17 protein-coding genes are annotated in these 21,311 nt (G+C 61.3%); 7 read left to right on the forward strand and 10 right to left on the reverse strand.

The genetic code is table 11. The features are described from left to right. The first annotated feature begins 76 nt into the window (after window positions 1–76). From cas9 to cas2, 3 genes are read left to right on the forward strand one after another with little or no spacing between them, the layout of a single operon-like run. The gene (gene cas9 / locus ABSB13_RS04350) at window positions 77–3,016 is read left to right on the forward strand and encodes a type II CRISPR RNA-guided endonuclease Cas9 (protein ID WP_428105785.1); all 2,940 of its coding nucleotides are present in this window, start codon (window positions 77–79) and stop codon (window positions 3,014–3,016) included. After that, window positions 2,976–3,965: a type II CRISPR-associated endonuclease Cas1 gene (gene cas1 / locus ABSB13_RS04355; protein WP_428105786.1), complete on the forward strand. Its 990-nt coding sequence runs from the start codon at window positions 2,976–2,978 to the stop codon at window positions 3,963–3,965. Before cas9 ends, cas1 begins: the two co-directional genes overlap by 41 nt. Then, on the forward strand, window positions 3,946–4,290 hold the full coding sequence (gene cas2, locus ABSB13_RS04360; RefSeq protein WP_428105788.1) for a CRISPR-associated endonuclease Cas2: 345 nt from the start codon (window positions 3,946–3,948) through the stop codon (window positions 4,288–4,290). The genes cas1 and cas2 overlap by 20 nt, the downstream gene beginning before the upstream one ends. Window positions 4,291–4,593: 303 nt before the next feature. Here the strand turns inward: cas2 and ABSB13_RS04365 are convergent, their stop codons facing one another. From ABSB13_RS04365 to ABSB13_RS04405, 9 genes are read right to left on the reverse strand one after another with little or no spacing between them, the layout of a single operon-like run. Further along, window positions 4,594–5,412, reverse strand: a complete 819-nt coding sequence (locus ABSB13_RS04365) for a cytochrome c oxidase assembly protein (protein WP_428105789.1) — start codon at window positions 5,410–5,412, stop codon at window positions 4,594–4,596. Between the two features lie 23 nt (window positions 5,413–5,435). Continuing rightward, the gene (locus tag ABSB13_RS04370) at window positions 5,436–5,765 is read right to left on the reverse strand and encodes a cytochrome C oxidase subunit IV family protein (protein WP_428105790.1); all 330 of its coding nucleotides are present in this window, start codon (window positions 5,763–5,765) and stop codon (window positions 5,436–5,438) included. Continuing rightward, window positions 5,762–8,239: a cytochrome c oxidase subunit I gene (ctaD, locus tag ABSB13_RS04375; protein WP_428105792.1), complete on the reverse strand. Its 2,478-nt coding sequence runs from the start codon at window positions 8,237–8,239 to the stop codon at window positions 5,762–5,764. The genes ABSB13_RS04370 and ctaD overlap by 4 nt, the downstream gene beginning before the upstream one ends. Before the next feature lie 10 nt (window positions 8,240–8,249). Beyond that, entirely contained in the window at window positions 8,250–9,227 is a 978-nt protein-coding gene (gene coxB / locus ABSB13_RS04380; protein WP_428105793.1) for a cytochrome c oxidase subunit II, read from the reverse strand. A gap of 47 nt (window positions 9,228–9,274) precedes the next feature. Further along, the gene (locus ABSB13_RS04385) at window positions 9,275–10,495 is read right to left on the reverse strand and encodes a hypothetical protein (RefSeq protein ID WP_428105794.1); all 1,221 of its coding nucleotides are present in this window, start codon (window positions 10,493–10,495) and stop codon (window positions 9,275–9,277) included. After that, on the reverse strand, window positions 10,492–11,013 hold the full coding sequence (locus ABSB13_RS04390) for a DUF3341 domain-containing protein (protein ID WP_428105796.1): 522 nt from the start codon (window positions 11,011–11,013) through the stop codon (window positions 10,492–10,494). Before ABSB13_RS04390 ends, ABSB13_RS04385 begins: the two co-directional genes overlap by 4 nt. Then, window positions 11,010–12,368, reverse strand: coding sequence for an NrfD/PsrC family molybdoenzyme membrane anchor subunit (gene nrfD, locus ABSB13_RS04395; protein ID WP_428105797.1), 1,359 nt, complete (start codon window positions 12,366–12,368; stop codon window positions 11,010–11,012). The genes ABSB13_RS04390 and nrfD overlap by 4 nt, the downstream gene beginning before the upstream one ends. Then, the gene (locus ABSB13_RS04400) at window positions 12,369–15,287 is read right to left on the reverse strand and encodes a molybdopterin-dependent oxidoreductase (RefSeq protein ID WP_428105798.1); all 2,919 of its coding nucleotides are present in this window, start codon (window positions 15,285–15,287) and stop codon (window positions 12,369–12,371) included. It lies immediately after the preceding gene. Window positions 15,288–15,299: 12 nt separating this feature from the next. Next, window positions 15,300–15,815 (reverse strand): cytochrome c3 family protein, encoded by a 516-nt coding sequence (locus ABSB13_RS04405; RefSeq protein ID WP_428105799.1) that lies wholly within the window; start codon window positions 15,813–15,815, stop codon window positions 15,300–15,302. A gap of 251 nt (window positions 15,816–16,066) precedes the next feature. On the opposite strand from ABSB13_RS04405, the gene ABSB13_RS04410 reads away from it, so the two are divergent. From ABSB13_RS04410 to fsa, 3 genes are read left to right on the forward strand one after another with little or no spacing between them, the layout of a single operon-like run. Then, window positions 16,067–17,236: an LL-diaminopimelate aminotransferase gene (locus tag ABSB13_RS04410; RefSeq protein ID WP_428105801.1), complete on the forward strand. Its 1,170-nt coding sequence runs from the start codon at window positions 16,067–16,069 to the stop codon at window positions 17,234–17,236. A gap of 8 nt (window positions 17,237–17,244) precedes the next feature. Further along, window positions 17,245–17,799 (forward strand): 2-amino-4-hydroxy-6-hydroxymethyldihydropteridine diphosphokinase, encoded by a 555-nt coding sequence (gene folK / locus ABSB13_RS04415; RefSeq protein WP_428105802.1) that lies wholly within the window; start codon window positions 17,245–17,247, stop codon window positions 17,797–17,799. Beyond that, on the forward strand, window positions 17,796–18,446 hold the full coding sequence (gene fsa, locus ABSB13_RS04420; protein WP_424673614.1) for a fructose-6-phosphate aldolase: 651 nt from the start codon (window positions 17,796–17,798) through the stop codon (window positions 18,444–18,446). The genes folK and fsa overlap by 4 nt, the downstream gene beginning before the upstream one ends. A gap of 765 nt (window positions 18,447–19,211) precedes the next feature. Here fsa and ispG read toward each other — a convergent pair. Continuing rightward, a complete protein-coding gene (gene ispG, locus ABSB13_RS04425; RefSeq protein ID WP_428105803.1) occupies window positions 19,212–20,372 on the reverse strand; it encodes a (E)-4-hydroxy-3-methylbut-2-enyl-diphosphate synthase in 1,161 nt (386 codons plus the stop codon). Between the two features lie 431 nt (window positions 20,373–20,803). Between ispG and ABSB13_RS04430 the strand changes: the two genes are divergently transcribed. Then, on the forward strand, window positions 20,804–21,250 hold the full coding sequence (locus tag ABSB13_RS04430) for a hypothetical protein (protein ID WP_428105805.1): 447 nt from the start codon (window positions 20,804–20,806) through the stop codon (window positions 21,248–21,250). Window positions 21,251–21,311: the final 61 nt, after the last annotated feature.

The following is a 21,311-nucleotide window of genomic DNA, read 5'->3' on the forward strand; positions in this document are numbered from 1 at the left end:
CTCGCTACAGCGCTTGTTCATACGCCGGAGCAGTGCTTATTTCAAGGCGCGTCCGCGCCCTTGGGGGAAACACACAATGAAACGCATATGGGGATTCGACCTTGGAACTGCTTCGGTCGGCTTCGCCGTGATCGAGCACGACGAACCGAAGGGCGAAGGAAAAATCCTGAAAATCGGCGTGCGGGTCTTTCCCGAAGGCGTCACGGAAAAAACCAAGGAACCTCGCAATTGGGAGCGACGCAACGCCCGCCTTGCCCGCCGCCAATTCAGGCGACGGCGATGGCGCAAGCGGGCGCTACGCGCCACGCTTGTCGATGCCGGACTTTTGCCCGAGTCGGAGCGCGAGCCGCGGCCACACCAAACGCGCGGTGATTTCTTCCTGAGCAGCGAGAAGGGACGCGATCCCTATGAACTCCGCGCGAAGGGCGTGCACGAGAAACTTGAGCCTTATGAAATTGGCCGCGCGCTCTTCCACCTGTCCAAGCATCGCGCGTTCGCAGGAAGCCGGAAGTTCGATTCTTCCAAGGCGGGCGATAAGAAACAGGAAAGGGAAGAAAAAGGAATCGAGCAGGAAATAAAATCGCACAAAGAAAAAATGGGCGCCCGTTCGCTCGGCGAATACATGCAACAAGATTTTAAGGCGCCCAATCCAAAGCGCGGCCACCATTTCCACCGCAAAATGGTCGAGGACGAATTCGCCCGCATCTGGGATACGCAGAGCAAGTTCCATCCTGCGCTTTTGAATGCTGAAATCAAAAAGCGGCTCGATCAAATCATCTTTTTCCAGCGTCCCACCTTCTTCCGGATGAAGACGGTCGGCAAATGCGATCTGGAGCCCAGCGAGGATCGCTGCCTCAAGGCTGACTGGCACGCACAGCGCGCCGTTATGCTGCAAATGCTTAACAGCATCCGCTTTTCCGGGGATCGTCGGCTCACCAGCGATCAGCGCGGCACGATCCTCAGCCGCGCCGAATGCAAGGGCAAGGTTTCGTTCGCGAGTCTCAGAAAGGTAAAGGTCCTGGGGCTGCAAAATGAACTCTTTAACTTCGAAATCGGCGGAAAGAAGGACATGCTCGGCAATGCCACCGAACAGAAACTCGCCGGCGTATTTGGCGATGCCTGGAAGGATCTCCCGGCGCGCGACAAAATCCGCGACGAAATCGCCCGGCGGCTGTGGCAGGTCGAGTATCGCCTTGTCGGCAACAAGCGCGCCGAAATCCGCGACTGGAAAGAGATCGCCGCTCAGCGCGAAAAGTTCGCCAAAGAGGCCGAGCGCGACTGGAGCATCGCCGCCGAGCAGGCAAAGGCGCTTTCAGAACTCAGCCTTCCCGACGGACACGCGATGCACTCCAAGCGCGCGATTCTCAATATGCTGCCGTATCTCGAACAGGGCCTGCGCTACGACGAAGCCAAGGCAAAAGCCTATCCGCAGCCACCGCCCGCCGGCGCTCCGGCGGAGCGGCTCCCGCCGCCGCGCGAGATCCGCAATCCAACCGTGATGCGCACCCTGAATGAGCTGAGGAACGTCGCCAACAACCTGCTCCGCGTGTATGGCCGCCCGGACTTGATCCGGGTGGAACTTGGGCGCGATCTCAAAATGCCGCGCGAGAAACGGATCAAGCTGATCTACGAACAAAGGGGCAACGAGGCCGAGCGCGAAAAGGCCAAGGCGGCCCTCGCTGAGCATAATCTCCCGCCAAACGGGCTTAACCTGGAAAAGTGGCTGCTCGCCGAGCAACAGGGATGGCGATGCCCATACACCGGCAAGTCGATTTCGTGGGATGGACTGTTCAGGACCGGCCTGTTCGAGGTCGATCACATTTTGCCGCGCTCCCGTTCATTCGACAATTCGTTCGGGAACAAGGTCGTATGCGATCGCGATGCCAACAAGGAGAAGGACAAGCGGACACCTTACGAGGCATGGGGAAAAGCCCCGGACAAGTGGGTGGAGATACTGAAATTTCTCGACGATATCGAGAAATACACCCAGAAAAACGCCCGCCCCTTCACCCGCGGCAAATCCGCGCGGATCAAAACGCTGGACTATCCCGCGGCCGGCTCGGAGGACTTCACCAACCGCCAGCTTGTCGATAACGCCTACGCATCGAGAGAGGCGCGCGAATACTTATCCGCTCTCGGAGTTAAAGTCGAGCCGGCAAATGGCCGCGCCACTTGGACGCTTCGCCACCTGTGGGGCCTGAACGAAATTTTATCCGATTCGCCCGAGAAAAACCGCGACGACCACCGCCACCACGCGATCGACGCGCTGGTAGTGGCCCTTACCAGCCCCGCCTTCGTCAAGCGCGCGAGCGAATTCTACGCCGCCGGCCGTTGGCTGACGGACGAGAACAGGTCGAAGGAACAAACCGAACATTTGAAAAAACGGTTCGCGGAGCCGTGGAAGGCGATACACGCCGACGCGGAACGTGCCGCGGAGGAAATCATCGTTTCCCATCGCGCCCAGCGCAAAGTTTCTGGTGCGCTCCACGACGATTTGCCGTGGGGCGACACGGGCGAGGATGTGGTTAGCGGAAAAATTGCCTACCGGTTGTACTCGCAGCGCAAGGACGGAAAGGCAGTCCGGCAGCGGATACAGCCTGCGCTGATGAGAGCGATCGGCCCGGATCGTTCCGCGTTCGTCCCCACTAATTCGAATCACCACATGGTCATCTACAGGGACGCTGCCGGCAAGCTCAAGTACCAGGTTGTCGCGATGTTCGACGCCGCGATGCGAGTCGCGAGGCGGGAACCGATCGTGAACCGCGCTCCTGAACCGGGTGCAACCGAGGTCAGGTCGCTGTGCATCGGGGATATGATCGAGCGCCAAACCGACGACAAGAAAAGCTATTGGGTGATAAAGGCACTTTGGCCCAACGGAAAACAAACAACGATCCAGCCGCACAACGCCGCCCGTGAGGTGGATAAGTATTCACCGACCACCGCCAAGCTCTTCAGGGAAGGCGCGCGCAAGGTGGTTGTCGATCCGATTGGGCGTGTGTTTCCGGCCAATGATTAAGCGCACAATCGAAATCTCAAGCGGCCCCACCCGGCTCTCGATCCGAAACCGCCAACTGGTTATCGATCGCGAGGGCCAGGAGACGGCCACCGTCCCCGCCGAAGACATCGGGCTGCTGCTGGTGGACCATCAGGCCGTCACCTACACCCATTCGGTCTTCACCATCCTGGCGGAGATGGGCGCGGCGGTCGTGATTTGCGGCGGGACGCATCTGCCCGACTCGATGCTCATGCCGATCGCCGCCAACACGGTGCAGACCGAGCGCTTCAGCGCCCAGATCGCCGCCGGGGCACCGCTTAAGAAACAGCTCTGGCGCCAGAGCGTGGCTGCGAAGCTAGCCAACCAGGCCGGGGTTCTTGAAGCGGCCTCTGGAAGCGACGCGGGGATCGGCGCGATGGCGGCCAAGGTGCGCTCGGGCGATCCGGAAAACCTTGAGGCACAGGGCGCACGACGTTATTGGCCCCGCCTGCTGGGACGGAGCTTCCGCCGCGACCGCGAAGGCGATCCGCCCAACAACCTGCTTAACTACGGCTATATGGCGATGCGGGCGGCGATGGCGCGGGCACTGTGCGCGGCGGGGCTGCTGCCCACACTGGGCATCCACCATCGCAACCGCTACAACGCCTTCTGCCTTGCCGACGACCTGATGGAGCCCTACCGGCCGCTGGTCGATTGGAAGGTGGTCGAACTGGCGCGTGAAAGCGTTGCACCGCGAATGCTCGGGCGCGAGGAAAAGGCGCATCTGCTTGGCTTGTTCAACCATAGCGTGCTGATAGGCGGCCGCCGGACCCCGATTCTGCTCGCGCTCCACACCACAGCCGCCTCCCTTGCCCGCTCCTTCGCCGAGCAACGCGCGCAGTTGCTCTTCCCTGAAGGCCTGCCCTCGGCCATTGCCGAGGACGCGGAAGCGGACGACGGAGGATCCACAAGTGGCCCAGCCGAGATTTGAGCCGCTGGGATGGCGAACCGTGTGGGTAATCGCGCTCTTTGATCTGCCGGTGATGACCGCTCACCAGCGCCGGGCCTACACGCGCTTTCGAAAGGAACTGCTCAACGACGGCTTTACGATGATGCAGTACTCGGTTTACCAGCGCCATTGCGCCAGCCCGGAGAATTCGACCGTGCACATGACCAGGTTGGGGGCGCGGGTGCCGGCGGAGGGCGAGGTCCGGTTCATGACAATCACCGACAAGCAGTTCGAAAAAATCGTTACCTTCGTCGGGAAAAAACGCAAGGCGGCGGTGCCTTCGCCCGCCCAGCTAGAGTTTTTTTAAAGCGCAAGGGCTCGGAAAGTAAGACTTTCCAAGCCCTTGCGCCGGTCGAAGTGTAGCGAATACCGGTTCGGCCGCAAACCGCAACTCCGCCCTCCGGCTTGCCCGCCGCCTCACGAGTGTAGCGAATACCGGTTCGGCCGCAAACCGCAACTTCAAGCCCGCTTGGCTCGCCACGTTCCTAGTGTAGCGAATACCGGTTCGGCCGCAAACCGCAACCCCTTCTCTCACACTGGCACCATCGAACGCAGTGTAGCGAATACCGGTTCGGCCGCAAACCGCAACCGTTCCTTCGTAGCCGCGGCTCTACGAGCCGGCGACGCGCCGCGAACGCAGCACGCGAAGCTCCGGAGCCGTCGTCGCGGGCGGAACCGAAACGTCGCGGTCCTCGCGCTGCGACCACTTATAGAAGATGAATGTGAAAACGATCATCAGGTAGGTGCCCTGCCCGACCCACATGATCAGCCCGCCCAGCACCTGGTCGTCGATCGGCTTGAGGCCCCATCCATGCGCGCCCTCGGTGTACCACGGATAAATCACGCTCGTTGCCAGCGTGATCGGCGCGGCCACCGCGGTCATCGGGATCATCAGCAGGAACAGATAAAGGATCTGCGCGGGGTACGAGAGCCGCGGCAGCTCGGGGACGGGGCTCAGAATTGGCCACCACATCAGGATGCCGGCCGCCATGAAGAGCAGGTGCAGGAAAATGTGAAAATTCTCGTCGCGACACATCAGATCGAAGACCGGCGGAAAGTGCGCGGTGACGAAGACCGCCGAAAAAATCAGGAACGCGATCACCGGATTGGTGAGCACGCGCGCGATGGGTTTGATCGGCGCTCTGAGAATCCACGGCGCCAGCATCCAGCCCGGCGTCCCCATCAGGAGCAGCGGCGGAATCACGAAAGTCTGCATCAGATGTTGCAGCATGTGCATCGAAAACAGCCGCGCGTCGGCGAGTTCATCGAGCTCGGTGTGGGTGAATAAAATCGCGCCCATCGCGATCGCGAACCACATCGCCTGACGCCGCGTCGGCTTGCGGCCGGCCACGCGGCACGCGCCGAGGTAAATCGCGATCAGGATCGCGATGCCTATCGGTATGCTCGGATGTTCTCCGAAGATGTCCATCGTCAAAGACGCGCGCGCGGCGGCTACCCGATCGGCGCCATGTGATTGGACAGATATGCGAACAGCAAAATCAGCGAGACCAGCAACAGCGTCGCGATTATCAACGGGAAGATGAAGACGCCGGTCAGCAGCCATTGATCGTACTTCAAATGCATGTAGAACATCGCGACCAGCGCGAACTTGGCGCCGGCCAGTACGATCAACAACGGCACCAGCACGGGATGGAGCGCATGCACGTAAAAGACCGTGACCTCCATCGCCGTCAATACGCCGAGGAACGCGGCGATGATCAGATAGGTCGCCGCGCCGGGATGACGAGTCTGCCCGTCGTGGGCGTCTGCGATGTCGCTCATGCTCCAGGCACCGCCTGCATCAAATATACGAGGGTGAAGATTATGATCCACACTACGTCGACGAAATGCCAGTAGAGTCCCGCGAGCTCGACCGACAGCGCGCGCGACTTGCCGAGCTTGCCCGTCATGGCAGCCACCCACAGCACCGACAGCCACAGCACTCCGATCGCAACGTGCGCGCCGTGAAATCCGACCAGCACGAAGAACGATTGCGAGAACAGGTTGGTGGTGAGTCCCATGCCCTCGTTGTAGAAGCTGGTGAACTCGTAAACCTGGCCGCCAAGAAAGATCAGCCCGAAGGTGACTACGCCGGCGAGCCAGATTCGCTCCCATCGCTTGTCGCCGCGTTGCGTGGCCGCCAGCGCCAGCACCATCAGCAACGAACTCATCAGCAAAATGAAAGTGCTGAACGAGGTCAGCGGGATATTGAAGATTTTCGGGCCGGGTCCGCCCAGGCTGCGCGATTTGTAAACGATGAACGTCGATATCAAGCTGGCGAAGAACACGCATTCCGAGCCGATGAACGACCACAGGCCGATTTTGCGCACGTCGACTCCGCCCGACGACGGCGCGTGCTCCGGATCGTGCGACTGTTCGCCAAAGTCCGCGTACTCGAATCCCATCCCGACAATCGACAGGACCGCGACCGCCGCGCCGATGAGGATGATGCGATACCAGTCGATGATGAGACCGAGACCGATCACTCCCACGCCAAGACTCAACACCAGCGGGAAGATCGAAGGCGCCGGCATGTGGATGTCCTCGACGGATACCGGCTGACCGGGCTGCGGTTGCGCAGGCGCCTGGCCCGCCATGTAGGCTGCGACGCCGCGCGAACCGGCGCGCCCGTATTTCAGAATCCACCACGCGTCGCGGCCGCGGATTTGCGGGATCGTCGCGAAATTGTACGCGGGCGGCGGCGACGCCGTGGACCATTCGAGGCTGCGTCCGTCCCATGGATCAGCGGGAGCGCGCTCTCCGCGGCTGGAGAGACTTTTGAAAATGTTGACGTAGAAAAGCAGGAACCCGACGCCGAGAATGAATGCGCCGATCGTTTCGAGCTGGTTGAGATTCGTCCAGCCCATGTCAGCGCCGTAGGTGTAAGTGCGCCGCGGCATTCCCCACATCCCGAGAAAATGCATCGGGAAAAACGTGAGGTTGAATCCGATGACGGTCACCCAAAAGTGCCACTTGCCAAGCCGCTCACCGAGCATGCGGCCGGTGATCTTCGGCCACCAGTAATAGAATGCCGCCATGATCGTGAACATCACGCCGCCGAACAGCACGTAGTGAAAGTGCGCGACGACGAAGTACGAGTCCGTCTGCTGAAGATCGATCGGCGCCGATGCGTGCATGATGCCGCTGAGTCCGCCGAGCGTGAACTCAAGCAGCATCCCAAGCGCGAAATAGAATGCGGTCGTCATGCGCAACGAGCCGCCCCAGATAGTCGCGATCCAGCTGAAAATCTTCACCCCGGTGGGAATTGCGATCAGCATCGAGGTGACCGCAAACGCCGAGTCCGCCACCGGGCCCATCCCCGTCGCGAACATATGATGTCCCCACACGCCGTACGACAGGAATGCGATCAGGCAGATCGAATACGCCATCATCGGGTAGCCGAACAGCGGCTTGCGCGAGAACGTCGGGATGACTTCCGAGATGATCCCGAAGGCCGGCAGCGCCATGATGTACACTTCCGGATGACCGAACAGCCAGAACAGGTGCTGCCACAGAATCGGGGTAGCGCCGGCCGACGCGATGTAGAAATGCGTGCCGAAGAAACGATCGAAGAGCAGAAAGATCAGTCCGATGGTGAGCGCCGGAAACGCGATCAGAATCAGGATCGACGTCACCATCAGCGACCACATGAACATCGGCATGCGCATATACGTCATGCCCGGCGCGCGCATCGCGACGATCGTGGTCAGGAAGTTCAGGCCGGTGAGCACCGTCGAAGTGCCTGACACGAGCAGTCCGATCACCCACCAATCGATCGCGAGGCCTGGCGTGAAGTACCGCTCGGTCAGGTTCGCGTAACCGAACCATCCCGCATCGGGAAGTCCGCCGCGAATCCAGCCGAGATGGAGCAGGATTCCCGCGACCAGCGCCAGCCAGAAGCTCAGTGCATTGAGCCGCGGAAACGCGACGTCGCGGGCGCCGATCTGCAGCGGGATCAGGAAGTTACCGAAAAATCCGAGCAGCAGCGGCATCACCACCAGGAAGACCATCGTCGTCCCGTGCATCGTGAAAAACGCGTTGTAGATAGCCGCCGACAGCGCGTGATTGTCGGGACGCCACAGCTGTACGCGAATCGCCATCGCTTCGAATCCGCCGAGCGCCAGGAAAAACAGCGCGCTGACGAGGTACATCACGGCGACACGCTTGTGATCGATCGTCGTCAGCCATCCGAGTATCCCGCCACCTTCAAGGTAGCTCGGCTGATGCGCTGGCAATGGTTTCGGCTGGGCAGCCATTCGATGCTCCCTATTTCAGACCCTCGAGATACGCGACCAGGGCGTTCATTTTCGGCCCCGGCAGCAGCAGCGCCGGCATGTTGGCGCCCGGCTTGGTTTCCTGTGGATTCACGATCCACTTCGCGACGTTTTCCGGGGTGTTCTTCAGCACCCCGGCGGCCAGCGTCGTGCGGCTGGCGAAATGCGTCAGGTCAGGTCCGATATAGCCCTTCGAGATGCCCTGGATCATGTGGCAGGTCGTGCACGGACTGTTGGCGAAAACCTTTGCGCCGTCTGACGCCAACAGATCGCTCGCCGGGATTGCGGCCGGCCCGGCCAGCTGCGCCCTATCCCACTTGGCGAAATCATCGGGCGAATCGACGAACACTCGAAAGCGCATGTTCGCGTGCGACAGGCCGCAAAACTCCGCGCATTGCCCCGGATACATTCCCGGCACCGTCGCCATGAATGTCAGCTCATTGATTTGGCCGGGCACCACGTCACGTTTGCCGCCGAGTTGCGGGACCCAGAAGCTATGTATGATGTCGGCCGACTCCAGTGACAGGCGAATCGGCCGGTCGACGGGAATATGCGGTTCGTTGCTGGTCTTGGCACCGTCGGGGTAATCGAACTCCCACCACCATTGATGCGCTACTACTTTGATCTCCAGGGCTCCCGCGGGTGCGACCGCCGGCTGCGAGCGAAAGATCGTCCGTATCGTCGGCACCGAGATCATCACCAACACCAGCGTGGGTCCAAGCGTCCAGGCAATTTCCAGACCCAGATCGGACGACGCGGTCGACGCTGGCGCCGCTTCGCCTACCCGCGACGAGAAGACGAACACCGCCAGGATAAACGCGATGACCACGATCGCCAAAATGATCGCGTCCCACACCGTCACGTCGATGAAGAGAGCTTGAATCCACTGCGCCAGATCCGACTTCGGCGCGAGCGTCGTCATCGGATGGCCCGCCGCCGAGCATCCCGCAATAGCCAGTGCAGTAGCCACTTGTAAAACTATCGTCGCGATCGAATACCTATTTGAACCGCTCCCGATCATTGCGCATCGTCTCCAACCGGTTCTCCGGAGGTCGCGGCCTGCGCGACGCGGTTCAGTCCCGGCACCGCCGACAGCAGAAATGCGCCCAGGAAACCGATCGATATCAGAAGTTGCGTGACGCCAAACGGGATCGCGTCGAGCGACAGCGACGGAACCACCAGCACGTAACGCTCGAGCCACATCCCGGCCAGCCCCAGTACCGCCACCGTACCGAGAATCACCGGCGTCCTTTTGGCCCGCACGCTCATCAGCGCCGTGAATGGAATCAGCCAGATCAAAACCAGGCACGCCACCGATAGCGGCGACCATGGCATGTGATGCACCCGTTGAACGATAAAGAAAGTTTCCACCGGCAGATCGCCGTACCAGATCACGATGTACTGCGAGAACAGCAGATATATCCAGAATACCGAGAACGCGAAGACCATCTTGCCAAAGTCGTGCATGACGGTGGGATTGGTGAACAGGTTGTTCCCGCCCAAACGGCCGCGCAGCACGGTCGCTGTGAGAGCCATCGCGGTCAATCCGCTCCAGAAGCACCCGGCGAAGAAATACCAGCCGAAAAGCGTGCTGCGCCACACCGGCGCCAGCGACATGACCAAATCGAATGCGATCAGCGAATAGACCGCCGCGAACAGAACCGCAACCAGCGGAGCCAATACTCGTATCGAATGCGGCGGCAACTCGATCTCGTCGGTGGCAATCGTCCACGCCCGTGCGTCATCCCGACGCGAGACGCGAATAAACGCGAAGCTCGCCGCAGCCATCACGCCGAGCCCGATTCCATCGCGCGCAAAAAGAAACGGAGTATTCAGCCACGCAGCCTTCTGCGCGATCGGATGCGTTACCCACGGGAAAATCAAACTGCGGCCGAAGTACAGCCCAAAGAACAGAAAAAATCCCACCCACAGAAATGGCGCGAACGCCTCGCCGAGCCGATACGGCGTCGAACCACCCCACTTTGCCTGCGTCAGATAAAACGCCGCCGACGCGACCAGCGCGCCTTGCGCGATGCCAAGGAAGAACAGCAGGTTGACGAGATAGGCTTCCCATGCGATCGCGGCTTCGCCCCGGATCAGCGCTAACCCGAACGCGATCGCGCCGAGCACGATCATCGCGCCGGCCACCGTGCTCAGCGTCGCGCCGGCCACCGACTCGACGGCGCGCGGCTTCGTCGCCGGATGCTCGCGATGCGCCCGTTGAAGATTGGTGCTCATCGCGGCTGCGCCTCGTCTTCGCGAACGACTTCTTCCGCGCCCGATTCTTTCAGCATCGACTCGACCCGCGCCGCTTCCGCCTCCTCGCATCGAACCACGATCCCGAATCGATCCTCGCCGAAGCGCCCGTCGTACCCCGGCGCGCTCACGGTCGTGGGCACACCCGACAACATCAGCACCCCGAAGAAGCCGAAAATTCCGCCCAGCAGGACCATCAACTCGAAGCAGATCACGATGAACGGCGGCCATGACAAGAGCGGCTTGCCGCCCGCGTTGAGATGCCACTCGTAAGTTGTTCCAATCGTTATCGCGAGCCCGGTAAGCACGCCCGAAATTCCGCCTGCCAGCACCAGCCATCGCACCGGGCTCTTCGAGCGGCCGATTGCATGTTCGATTTTGTGGCTCGGGATCGGCGAGAAGGTATTGAAAGTGCCGACCTGCGCCGCGCGGAGCTCCTCGATCGCTTGCGCGCATCGAGTGTCATCCGCAAACGAACTTATGATCGCTATCGTGCTCATTCGGCTCTGACGCGATCCATCTTGATCGCCTTGCGAAGCCAGACGATTCCCTCTTTAAGCTCCGTCATCGAGATGATCGGCAGGAACCTGGAAAACAACGAGAACAGCCCCAGGAACCACGCGAAGCTGCCGATCGTGATCATGATTTCCGTGATCGACGGACGGTAGCCGGCCCACTGCGAAGGCTCGAAGTTTGCCGTCAGCGAACCCGCGATAATCACGAAACGCTCGAACCACATCCCGATGTTCACGAAAATTGTGATTATCCAGAGCGCCCTCATGTTGACCCGGATGCGCGGGGAAAATAGCAACAATGGTATTACGCAGTTGCACAAGACCATTATCCAGTACATCCATCCCCACGGCCCGAAGTAGCGCATGTGGAAGGTCATTTGCTCTACCGGATCGCCCGCGTACCAGGTCATAAAAGCTTCCGTGAGGTACGCGTACGAGACGACCAGCGAGGTCAGCAGCACGACTTTGGCGAGATTGTCGAAATGCCACTCCGTCAGCAGGTCCTCGATGCCGAGCAGCTTGCGCATCGGGATTAGCAGCGTGATGACCATCGCGACGCCGGAAAAGATCGCGCCGGCGACGAAGTATGGCGCGAAAAGCGTGCTGTGCCAGCCCGGATTTATCGCCATCGCGAAATCCCACGACACCACCGAATGCACCGAAAGCACCAGCGGAGTCGCCAGGCCCGCCATCAGCAGGTACGCCATTGAGTAATGCCGCCACTGGCGATCGGTGCCCTGCCATCCCATGGCGAGCGCCGTGTAGAACTTCTTGCGCCATCCGGTCGCGGCCTCGCGCGCGTTGGCAACGTCGGGAATCAGTCCCATCGTCCAGAACAGCGCGCTAATAGTCAGATAAGTACTCACTGCGAAAGCGTCCCACACCAGCGGCGAGCGGAAGTCGGGCTGTAAGTATCGCTGATTAGGGTATGGCAATAGCCAGTAGAAAAACCATACGCGGCCAAGATGGATCAGCGGATACAGTCCCGCCGTCGCGACCGCAAATATAGTCATCGTCTCCGCGGCGCGATAAACCGCGGTGCGCCACTTGGTGCGGAACAAAAACAGAATCGCGGAGATCAACGTCCCCGAGTGCGCGATGCCGACCCAGAAAACGAAGTTAGTAATGTAGATTGCCCACATCACGGGCTGGCGAAGTCCCGTCACGCCCAGTCCCGAGTAGATCTGGCGAAGCCACATCGCGGCGGCGATCGCCACCAGCGTGAAGCAGAAACCGATCCACGCCCAGTACGCGCGGCCGGCCGGTTCCATCACCCGCAGCACGCTGCGGTCGATGTCGCGGTAACTCGGCTCTGCTGTTATCTTCGGCGCCGCAGCCACTCAGGCCTTTCCTTTCTCGCGATAGAGATCGCGCAGATACGTGATAGCCGGTTGCGTGTTGAGTTCTTCGAGCGCGCGATAGTTGCGCAGCTTGTTGTCCTCGCGCCGGCGCATCATCGCGCTGGCGGGATCGTTGCTGTCGCCAAACGTGATTGCGCGCGTCGGGCACGCCTGCTGGCAGGCCGTGACGATCTCGCCGTCGCGCAACTCGCGATCTTCAGTCCTGGCGTTGAGCTCGGCGAACTGGATTCGCTGCACGCAGAACGTGCATTTCTCCATCACGCCGGCGCCGCGCACCGTCACGTCCGGGTTGAGTTGCAGATTGAGCGGCGCGGGCCACTCGGGCACGAACCAGTTGAATCGGCGCACCTTGTACGGACAGTTGTTTTCGCAATAGCGCGTGCCGACGCATCGATTGTAAACCTGGCCGTTGAGGCCTTCTTCGGTGTGATAGGACGCAAACACCGGGCAGACCGGCTCGCACGGCGCGTGATCGCACTGCTGACACAGCATCGGCGCGAGGTAGAGCTGCGGCGCATCCGCCGCTTCCGCGGCCGGCGGGAAATAACGCTCGATGCGAATCCACGACATGATTCGGCCGTTATCGACTCCGTCCCTGCCCACCGTCGGGACATTGTTCTCCGCGTAGCACGCGGTGACGCACGCGCTGCATCCGGTGCACGCATTGACGTCGATCGTCATGCCCCATTTGTGCCCGGAATATTTCCAGGGCGGGTACATTTCGAACGGCCCGGTGACTTGTTCGGCCTCGCTTTTGGGAACCACGCCGCGCGCCAACTGATCGATGCTCACCGCCTCGACGATCGATCGGCCCATCATGTCGCTCTTGCCCAGCGGTGAAACCAGCGTGCGAGTCTTGCCGGTCGCGCGCGCGGTCGCGGCCGCGCTGGTCGCGCCCGCCGCCAATATCGCCCACGCATTTGCGCCGACGTCTTTCGCATAACGGCCGTACGCGCGGTGCCCCTGCCCCAAAGGAACCGCGATCACACCCGGACGAACCGTGCTCTGGACCAGGACCGGCGCCTCGATTGCGCCGTGCTCCGTTTTGATCTCGATGATGTCGTCCCGGGCGACGCCGAGCTTGCGCGCCGTCTCGGGATGTATCTCGGCCCAGCTGTCCCACACGATTTGCGTGACCGGCTCGGGCAATTCCTGCAGCCACGGCTTGTCGGCGCCGCGGCCGTCGTAAAGAAACAGGTGCGGGTAGGCGTAAACGGAAAGTTCCGGCTGAGCCGCGGCTGGTGCGGGCGCCTTGAGCGCAGACGTGTCGAAGTTGAGCGCCGCGAGATGCTGTTCCTCGAACAATCCGCCTTCGCGGCGGACGCGTATCCAAAAATCTTCCGGATCAGCGCTGTCTGCTTTGGGAGCCAGCGCCAGCCATTCAGCCTTGACGGCATCCGCCGCGCTCGCCCACGGAAGTTTCGCGCTCGACGATCCCGCGGCTGCCGCAAGCAGGATATCGCCCACCGGCTTGCTCTCGAACACCGGCTGCATGACCGGCTGTCCCAGTCCGCGGATTCCCGCGCGCGGCGCCGTGTCACGCCACGATTCGAGCGGATGATGCGCCGGCAGGAGCAGATTCGCCATCGTGGCGGACTCGTCCGGCACGCCTCCCGCCCACACGACGAACGGAACTCTCCGGATCGCCTCGGCGACTTGCGCCGACGCCGGCATCGTGAAGACCGGATTTCCGCCCGCGATGAACAGCGCATCGATCTTGCCGCCGCGCATCGCGTCAACCGCCGCGTCCACTTCATCCGGCGTGCTGGTCTCCTCGGCCGGCGAGCCTTCGAGGAACATCACGGTCTTGCCGAAATTGCCGGTGACCGCGTTGAGAATCATCGCCGCAAGATGAGCCGACGAATCGTCCGTGCCCGCGATTGCCAGCGCGCCGTCCGCCTTGCCGAACGTCTCGCCAAGCCTGGTAATGGTTTCCACCGGCACGCCGGTGCGCGCGCTGGTGGCAGCCGGATCGAAATTCGCGACCGCCCGGGTCAGTGCCGCGAGATCGAGACCCGAGTTCTGCGAAACCCAGCGCTGCTTGATGAGCACGTTGAGCACGCTCCACGCAACGTCGGCCTCCGCGCCCGGAGCAGTCGCGATCCAGTCGTCGCACTTCGACGCCGTCATGCCCAGCCGCGGGCCGACATAGGTGGCGCGGCCAATGGCCAGCCGGCCGTGGCGCTCACGCGGCGTGCGAAACAGCGAGTACTGGCGCGCGAGTTCCACCGGAGATTGCCAGGTCTCGAGGAAGTCCGCGCCGAAGGATATCAGCACTTCGGCCTGATCGATTCGATACGAAGGCAGGTCGCGCTTTCCGAAGAGCGTTTTCGCCGCAACCCGCGCCGGTTCCTGGTTGATAGCCTCGTAAAATATCGCGCGCGACGAGCCATAAGCGCCGACGAACGCGAGCGCGATTTTTCTCAACGTCGGGCCCGGCGGCGAACCGAAGAACGCCACGCGATCCCTGCCCGCCTGCGACGCCGCCGCCAGCCGGTCGCCGAGCATTTTGCCCGCGTCGTCCCACGAAACGCTCCGCAGCGCGCCGTCGCCGCCGCGAACCTGCGGACGCGCAAGCCGATCGGGATTGTACAGACCTTGCAGCGCCGCCTGTCCCCGGGCGCACAAAGAACCCTGGCCGATGGGATCGGCCGGATTGCCCTCCAGCTTGACGACGCGCCCTTCCCGGATTCGCGCCACCATGCCGCATCCGGCAGGGCACTCCGAACACGTCGTGGCAAAGAAACTCGGCACGCCGGGAATTACGTTCTCATCGGGCACGACGTACGGGATCAGCTTCCTCGCCGCCGGCTCGCAGCCAGGGATCGCCGCCGCCGCACCCGCAGTCGCGGCCAGCTTGATGAATGATCGCCTGGATATCGACGGTCGCTCGCGCATCTACCTACTCACTCAGTGATGACAGCCAACGCAGTCGAGCGTCGCTTTCTTCTCCGTGTGACAGTCCACGCAGAAGCCCATGTTGATTTCAAACGCCGGCACCACGCGATCCATCGTTTGCACCGGGCCGTGACAGGTCTGGCATGGCAGGCCGGCATGAATATGCGGCCGATGGGTGAAGCGCACGAAGTCGGGCAGCGCGTACACGCGATTCCACTGAATCTCGAACGCCGCCGGCGTGTCGTCCGTCCACGCCCGCGTCACCGGCTGGACTGCGCCTCCCGCAATCCGGTTGCCGTGGCATCCCACGCATTTGGCTACCGCCGGGATACCCGGCTCGGACGATCGGCCTGCATCGGCATGGCAATACATACAGGGAATTTGGTTCACCCCGGCGTGTACTCGATGGCTAAATGGTATCGGCTGAACTACATCTGCCCGGGGCGCCCATGGCCGCTGCGACAGCGCGATCACTGCCCCTCCCAGGGCAAGCATCGACAGGGCGAGCACCAGCACGATCCGGTTCATACTCACAATCAGGCTTGTAAATAGGGCAAAAAGCGCAGCCGCGACACTGTTCGGCAGGTAAAGTTTCTAACAGTACCGTCGCTCCAAGTAAAGATAGTTAATGATTCCCGCTGAATTGGATCGTCCAATCGACGCGCGCACCTGTGGATTGGCGACGGGCGAGAACGCTGATTTATTGCGCCAGGTAGTTTCGACGGTCCGCAAAGTATGTTACTTATGACCAAGCCTTGTGGTCTGAGGCTTTTCAACAGGTGCAAATCAAGACTGCTTCTCGACTGGGTCTTTTACCGCCCTACCTTTTTGCCGAGCTTGACCGCCTGAAGAAGGAAGTGGCAAGCAAGGGTGTTGACGTTATCAGCCTCTCGATCGGCGACCCCGACCTGCCCACTCCGCGCCACATCGTCGAGACGCTCAAGCGCGCCGCCGACGACCCGGCAAATCACCGCTATCCCGACTACGAAGGCTTGCCGCGATTTCGCAATGCGGCTGCGGATTGGTACCGGCGGCGTTTCGGCGTCAGCTTCGACCATCAGCGCGAGGTCTGCGCCCTGATCGGCTCCAAGGAAGGCATCGCAAACTTCTCGACCGCCGTCGTCGATCCCGGCGACATCGTGCTGATTCCCGACCCCGGATACCCGGTGTACTACTCGGGATGCGTCTTCAACGGCGGCGAGCCGTATTTTCTGCCGCTCAGAAAAGAAAACGGATTCGTTCCCGATCTAGCCTCGATTCCCGCCGAAGTGGCGCGCCGCGCCCGGATGCTGTGGCTGAACTATCCGAACAATCCAACCGCGGCGACTGTGGACCTCTCCTTTTTCGAAGATGCGGTCAAATTCTGCCTCAAGCACGACATCATCCTCGCCCACGACAGCGCCTACTCCGAAATTGCCTACGACGGCTATCGAGCCCCGAGCGTTTTCCAGGCGCAAGGCTCGCGCGAATGCGCAATCGAGTTCCACTCGCTATCGAAGACTTTTTCGATGACCGGATGGCGCGTCGGCTTCGCGATTGGCAATGCCCAATTGATCGGCGCGCTCGGCAAGGTCAAGACCAACATGGATTCCGGCGTTTTCCAGGCGGTGCAGGAAGCCGCGATCACGGGCCTGGAAGGGGGAGACGGCGACCAGCTCGCCGAATATTGCGCAATCTACAAGCAACGCCGCGATCTGCTGATCGAATCGATCCGCGCGCTCGGGCTGGAATGCGAGAAGCCGCGGGCGACCTTTTACGTCTGGAGCAAAGTTCCGCGTGGTTACACCTCGGTTTCATTTACCGAGCGCGTGTTGAAGGAAGCCGGCGTCGCGATTACGCCCGGCTCCGGATTCGGCAAGGGTGGTGAGGGATACGTTCGCTTCGCGCTTACGGTGTCGAGCGAACGGTTGGTCGAGGCGGTGGACCGATTAAAGGCGCTGCGGTTTTAACGGCGAGGATGCCCAATCGGGCTTTCATCGGAATAGGCAGTAATCTAGGCGATCGTGCCGCCAATTATCGCGAGGCGATTGCCCGGATCGCCGCGATCCCGGACACGAGGATCGTGCGCCAATCCTCGATCTACGAGACCGAGCCGATGGGCGATCTCAAGGGCGCGTTTCTAAACGGCGTCATCGAAATCGAGACTGAACTGGCCGCCGAAGTGCTGATGCGCCGGCTGCTCGCGCTCGAGCGAATCATGGGCCGCAAGCGCGTCAAGGGACGCAAGCAATCCCGCGGCAAGTACCGGCCGCGAATCATCGACCTTGATTTGCTGTTCTTCAACAAGGAGACCATCGACACGCGGATCCTCAAAGTTCCGCATCCGCGCCTTCATGAGCGCCGCTTCGTGCTCGCCCCCATGAGCGAGCTGGCGCCCGCGCTGATCCATCCGAAACTCAACGCGTCGATTTCCGAAATGCTCGCGGGACTTAAGTCGCCGTTTCGTGTTACGCTTGCGCGAGCGGACCTGCTCAGGCCGCAATCGTCAAAACGCGAGGCATTCACCAGATGAAGTATTTTATCGATACCGCGGAGGTCGCCGAGATTCGCGAGGCCGCCAGTTGGGGAATCATCGACGGAGTCACCACCAATCCGTCCTTGATGGCGAAAACCGGGCGCCCGTATCACGACGTGCTGCGCGAGATTTGCGAAATCGTCGACGGACCGATCAGCGCCGAAGTCATCTCGACCGAAGCGTCCGCGATGATCGAAGAGGGCGAAAAGCTCGCCAAGGTCCACAAGAACATCGTCGTCAAGTGCCCGATGATCATCGAAGGCCTCAAGGCGACCCACGCGCTCGCCAAACGCGGCATCCGCGTCAACGTCACGCTGATCTTCACTCCGCTCCAGGCGCTCGCGGCGGCCAAAGTCGGCGCCTCGTTTCTGTCGCCGTTTATCGGACGGCTCGATGACATCGGACAGGACGGATTCGCGATCGTCGAGGATATGGTGCAGATACTGTCGAACTACGACTACCCGGCCGAGGTGCTGGTCGCGTCGGTGCGCAACACCACGCATCTGTTGCGTGCGGCTGCGGTCGGCGCCGATATCGCGACGGTGCCGTTCGCCGTGCTCAAGCAGACGCTGCATCATCCGCTGACGGATCTCGGGCTCGAGCGCTTCCTGGCCGACTGGCGCAAGACCAATCAGAAGATCTGAGCAGGGGTGACCCCTGCACCGCAGGGCTGAGCCCTGCACCCACCGTTAAGGCCGCGTTCCGTTGTCGCGCGCGGCCACTGCCAACGGCGTAATACTGCGCCACCGTCGCCACGGCCGGGCTTCGCCCTGTTAGAAGGGATTGATCAAGAAGGAGCCCGCGCGCCTTCCTTTTCCGTCATCCTGAGCGAAGCCGAAGGATCTCGCGCGCAAGCGCGCCGCGCTTAATTCGTAGCGGCAGCGGTTGGAGTTGCGGTCGGCGATACCGAAGTGGGGCCGCGTACGATGACGCCAGAGTTCGGCGCAACGATAGCGCCTTCCATGTGGGGTTTGCTCGAACAGGCCCAGATCCCAACGGCCAACACAGGGACGACGGAGAATATGGCGAGCCGCGAAAGGTACTCAAACGCGCTCCCGCGCAGCAACCGCCTGCCAGGCACTGGATCGCGCGAAACTGGAGCGCAAAATTCAACGGGAGGGGTTTTCATGAAGGACACACCATCGTCGCGCAGACCATCGCCGATTCGGACTTCGCTGAGCATCATGTTCTTTCTCATCATAATTGTTTAGCTACCTTGTGCGCAGCCGCCGCTCGACGGTCGGTAGGTGAGGGTTCCGCGGCGCATCACAAAAGGCCGCCGGCTCACCTTTTTGTGTCATTCTTGAGCGCAGCGAAGAATCCCGGATCTTTATTTGCCTTGCCCGTGCGCCCTCTTTTTCCGTCATCCTGAGCGCAGCCGAAGGATCTCGCGCGCAAGCGCGTCTCGCCTAATTCGTAGCGGCGGCGGCTGGCGAGCGCTCGGCGATCAACCGATCCAGCTCGGCGCGCAGCTTGGGCAGCACTTCCTCGTAGCCGAAATAACCGATCTTTTTATCTTTCTTCTTGAGATTCACCGTGGTCGGACCGCACCACAACCCGAGGTCGGCGTCATCGGTCTCGCCCGGCCCGTTAACTCGACATCCCATCACCGCAATCGTGATCTTGTACTTCTGCGCGTAAGTCGTGAGTTCCTTGACCTGCTGCGCCAGCTCGACGAACTTCTCGTTCTCGACCCGCGAGCACGACGGGCACGAGATGATGTTGAGCCCCGCGCCGAACTCCGGCACCGAGATGAACCTGCCTGCGGCGACGTCCTCGATAATCTTGTGCCCTACTGTCACTTCCTCGTGCTTGCGCTCGTTGGGCAGCGTCAGCGAGACGCGGATCGTATCGCCGATACCCTGCGCGAGCAGTTTTTCGAACGCGATCCGGGTCTTGATGATTCCGTCGGGCGGCAACCCCGCCTCCGTGACGCCAAGATGAAGAGGCACGTCGGGCCGGCGCTTCGAGAAGCGCCGATTCGCGTCCATCACCTTGTTGGGATCGGAATCCTTGAGCGACACGACGAAACGGGTGAAGCCCAGCTCGTCCATCAGCTCGCAATGGTACGCCGCCGACTCGACGATCGCGGCCAGTTGATCGCCCGGATACTTGTCGATAAACGCCGGCGCGACCGAGCCGCAGTTAACCCCGATGCGGAGCGCGAGGTTGTTGTCGCGGGCCACATCCACCAGCCATTTCACCTTCTGCTTGATCGTCTTCGACTTTTCTATATGGTGCAGATGGCCGGGGTTGTAGCGAATCTTGTCGACGTGCGGCGCCACCCGGCCGGCGATCTTGTAGTTCTCCTGCAAATCGACCGACAGCACGATGCCCCTGGTCTGCGCGCGGATTTCCTTGAGCGCCGGGATTTCCTTTTCGTTGTCCATCGCGATTCGGACAATTCCCGCGCCCGCGTTGGCCAACTGATGGGCCTGCGCGACCGTCTTATCCACGTCGATCGTTCGCGTCGCGCACATCGATTGCACCACCACGGGCGCATCGCCGCCGAGCTTGGTGCCGCCGATCGTTACCTGCCGTGTCTTCCGATGTTTTTGTGCCTGATCCATTTCCACCGATTCAATTGTTCCCAATGCTGCCGAATGCGCGCCGCCCATTCCAGTGGTTGTGTTCTTCAGCCACCGCCGTCGCGCTTGCGTCTGAGAATTCAACTATAGCAGACCGTCCGCTCGTATCGACAACGACTGCCCTTCGCGCCGGTGAGCGCATCGGTCCGTCGGCGCCGCGTGCGCGTCTGCGACGCCGTTTCGCTGATTTCGGCGTAATCATTGGGCAAATTTGACTCAATCTGAGGCTCGCCACCACCACCATTTTTGCTGCCACTGTTCCCTTGCAATGAGTTAGATTTCTCACTAAGTTTCTTTCTCCGTCAACATTAGACGGAAAGAGGATTCGCATAAGAGATGCTGCTGGGTTCATTAATTTGCCGCGGCAAATTTTCTGCACTCAGGCTCTTCCGCAGGAGGGAGAAAGCTGAACAATGAATGCCGTCGCCTTTGCAATCGCTGACACTGATTCGCGTCCCTTTCCCGACGTTATCCTCCGCAGCCAGTTCTTCGAGATGGTCGGCACGAGATCGCTCTCCAGCGAGCAGCGCCTGATGCTCGCGGTGCTGGCCGACGCGATCAACGTCGTGCAGGAATGCGGCAGCTCGACCAGCCTGCGCAAGCGCAACTCGTTTAACGAGGCGTGGAACTGGATCTTCACCAAGGGCGTAACTTCTCCGTTGTCATTTGACAACGTATGCGACGCGCTCAGCATGGATACCCGGGGCTTGCGATGGCGGCTGTCCGAACTGGTCGCCGGCCGCGGCGGCGCTCCGCTGCGCCTGCGGCTCAAGGAAGCTAGCCGAATCCAACGCTTGACGGTTAATCGAACGCGCCGGCGCGATCGGCGCGGGCTGCGCCGCGTCGCTCCCGTCCGCTAGCGACTAACCCTCCGATTCAGTCGTCCGATTCAGGTCGCACGCGGACTGAGAAACCGCGCGC

Origin of the sequence: Binatus sp. (SeqCode), assembly GCF_050013435.1 — a bacterium.
Classification (GTDB): domain Bacteria; phylum Desulfobacterota; class Binatia; order Binatales; family Binataceae; genus Binatus.

What these genes read in the sequence shown, in the direction of transcription:
- cas9 (WP_428105785.1), top strand. Translation starts at nt 77, where the DNA reads ATGAAACGCATATGGGGATTCGACCTTGGAACTGCTTCGGTCGGCTTC.
- ABSB13_RS04365 (WP_428105789.1), bottom strand. Translation starts at nt 5,412, where the DNA reads ATGGACATCTTCGGAGAACATCCGAGCATACCGATAGGCATCGCGATC.
- ABSB13_RS04370 (WP_428105790.1), bottom strand. Translation starts at nt 5,765, where the DNA reads ATGAGCGACATCGCAGACGCCCACGACGGGCAGACTCGTCATCCCGGC.
- ctaD (WP_428105792.1), bottom strand. Translation starts at nt 8,239, where the DNA reads ATGGCTGCCCAGCCGAAACCATTGCCAGCGCATCAGCCGAGCTACCTT.
- ABSB13_RS04385 (WP_428105794.1), bottom strand. Translation starts at nt 10,495, where the DNA reads ATGAGCACCAATCTTCAACGGGCGCATCGCGAGCATCCGGCGACGAAG.
- ABSB13_RS04390 (WP_428105796.1), bottom strand. Translation starts at nt 11,013, where the DNA reads ATGAGCACGATAGCGATCATAAGTTCGTTTGCGGATGACACTCGATGC.
- ABSB13_RS04400 (WP_428105798.1), bottom strand. Translation starts at nt 15,287, where the DNA reads ATGCGCGAGCGACCGTCGATATCCAGGCGATCATTCATCAAGCTGGCC.
- ABSB13_RS04405 (WP_428105799.1), bottom strand. Translation starts at nt 15,815, where the DNA reads ATGAACCGGATCGTGCTGGTGCTCGCCCTGTCGATGCTTGCCCTGGGA.
- folK (WP_428105802.1), top strand. Translation starts at nt 17,245, where the DNA reads ATGCCCAATCGGGCTTTCATCGGAATAGGCAGTAATCTAGGCGATCGT.
- fsa (WP_424673614.1), top strand. Translation starts at nt 17,796, where the DNA reads ATGAAGTATTTTATCGATACCGCGGAGGTCGCCGAGATTCGCGAGGCC.
- ispG (WP_428105803.1), bottom strand. Translation starts at nt 20,372, where the DNA reads ATGGATCAGGCACAAAAACATCGGAAGACACGGCAGGTAACGATCGGC.
- ABSB13_RS04430 (WP_428105805.1), top strand. Translation starts at nt 20,804, where the DNA reads ATGAATGCCGTCGCCTTTGCAATCGCTGACACTGATTCGCGTCCCTTT.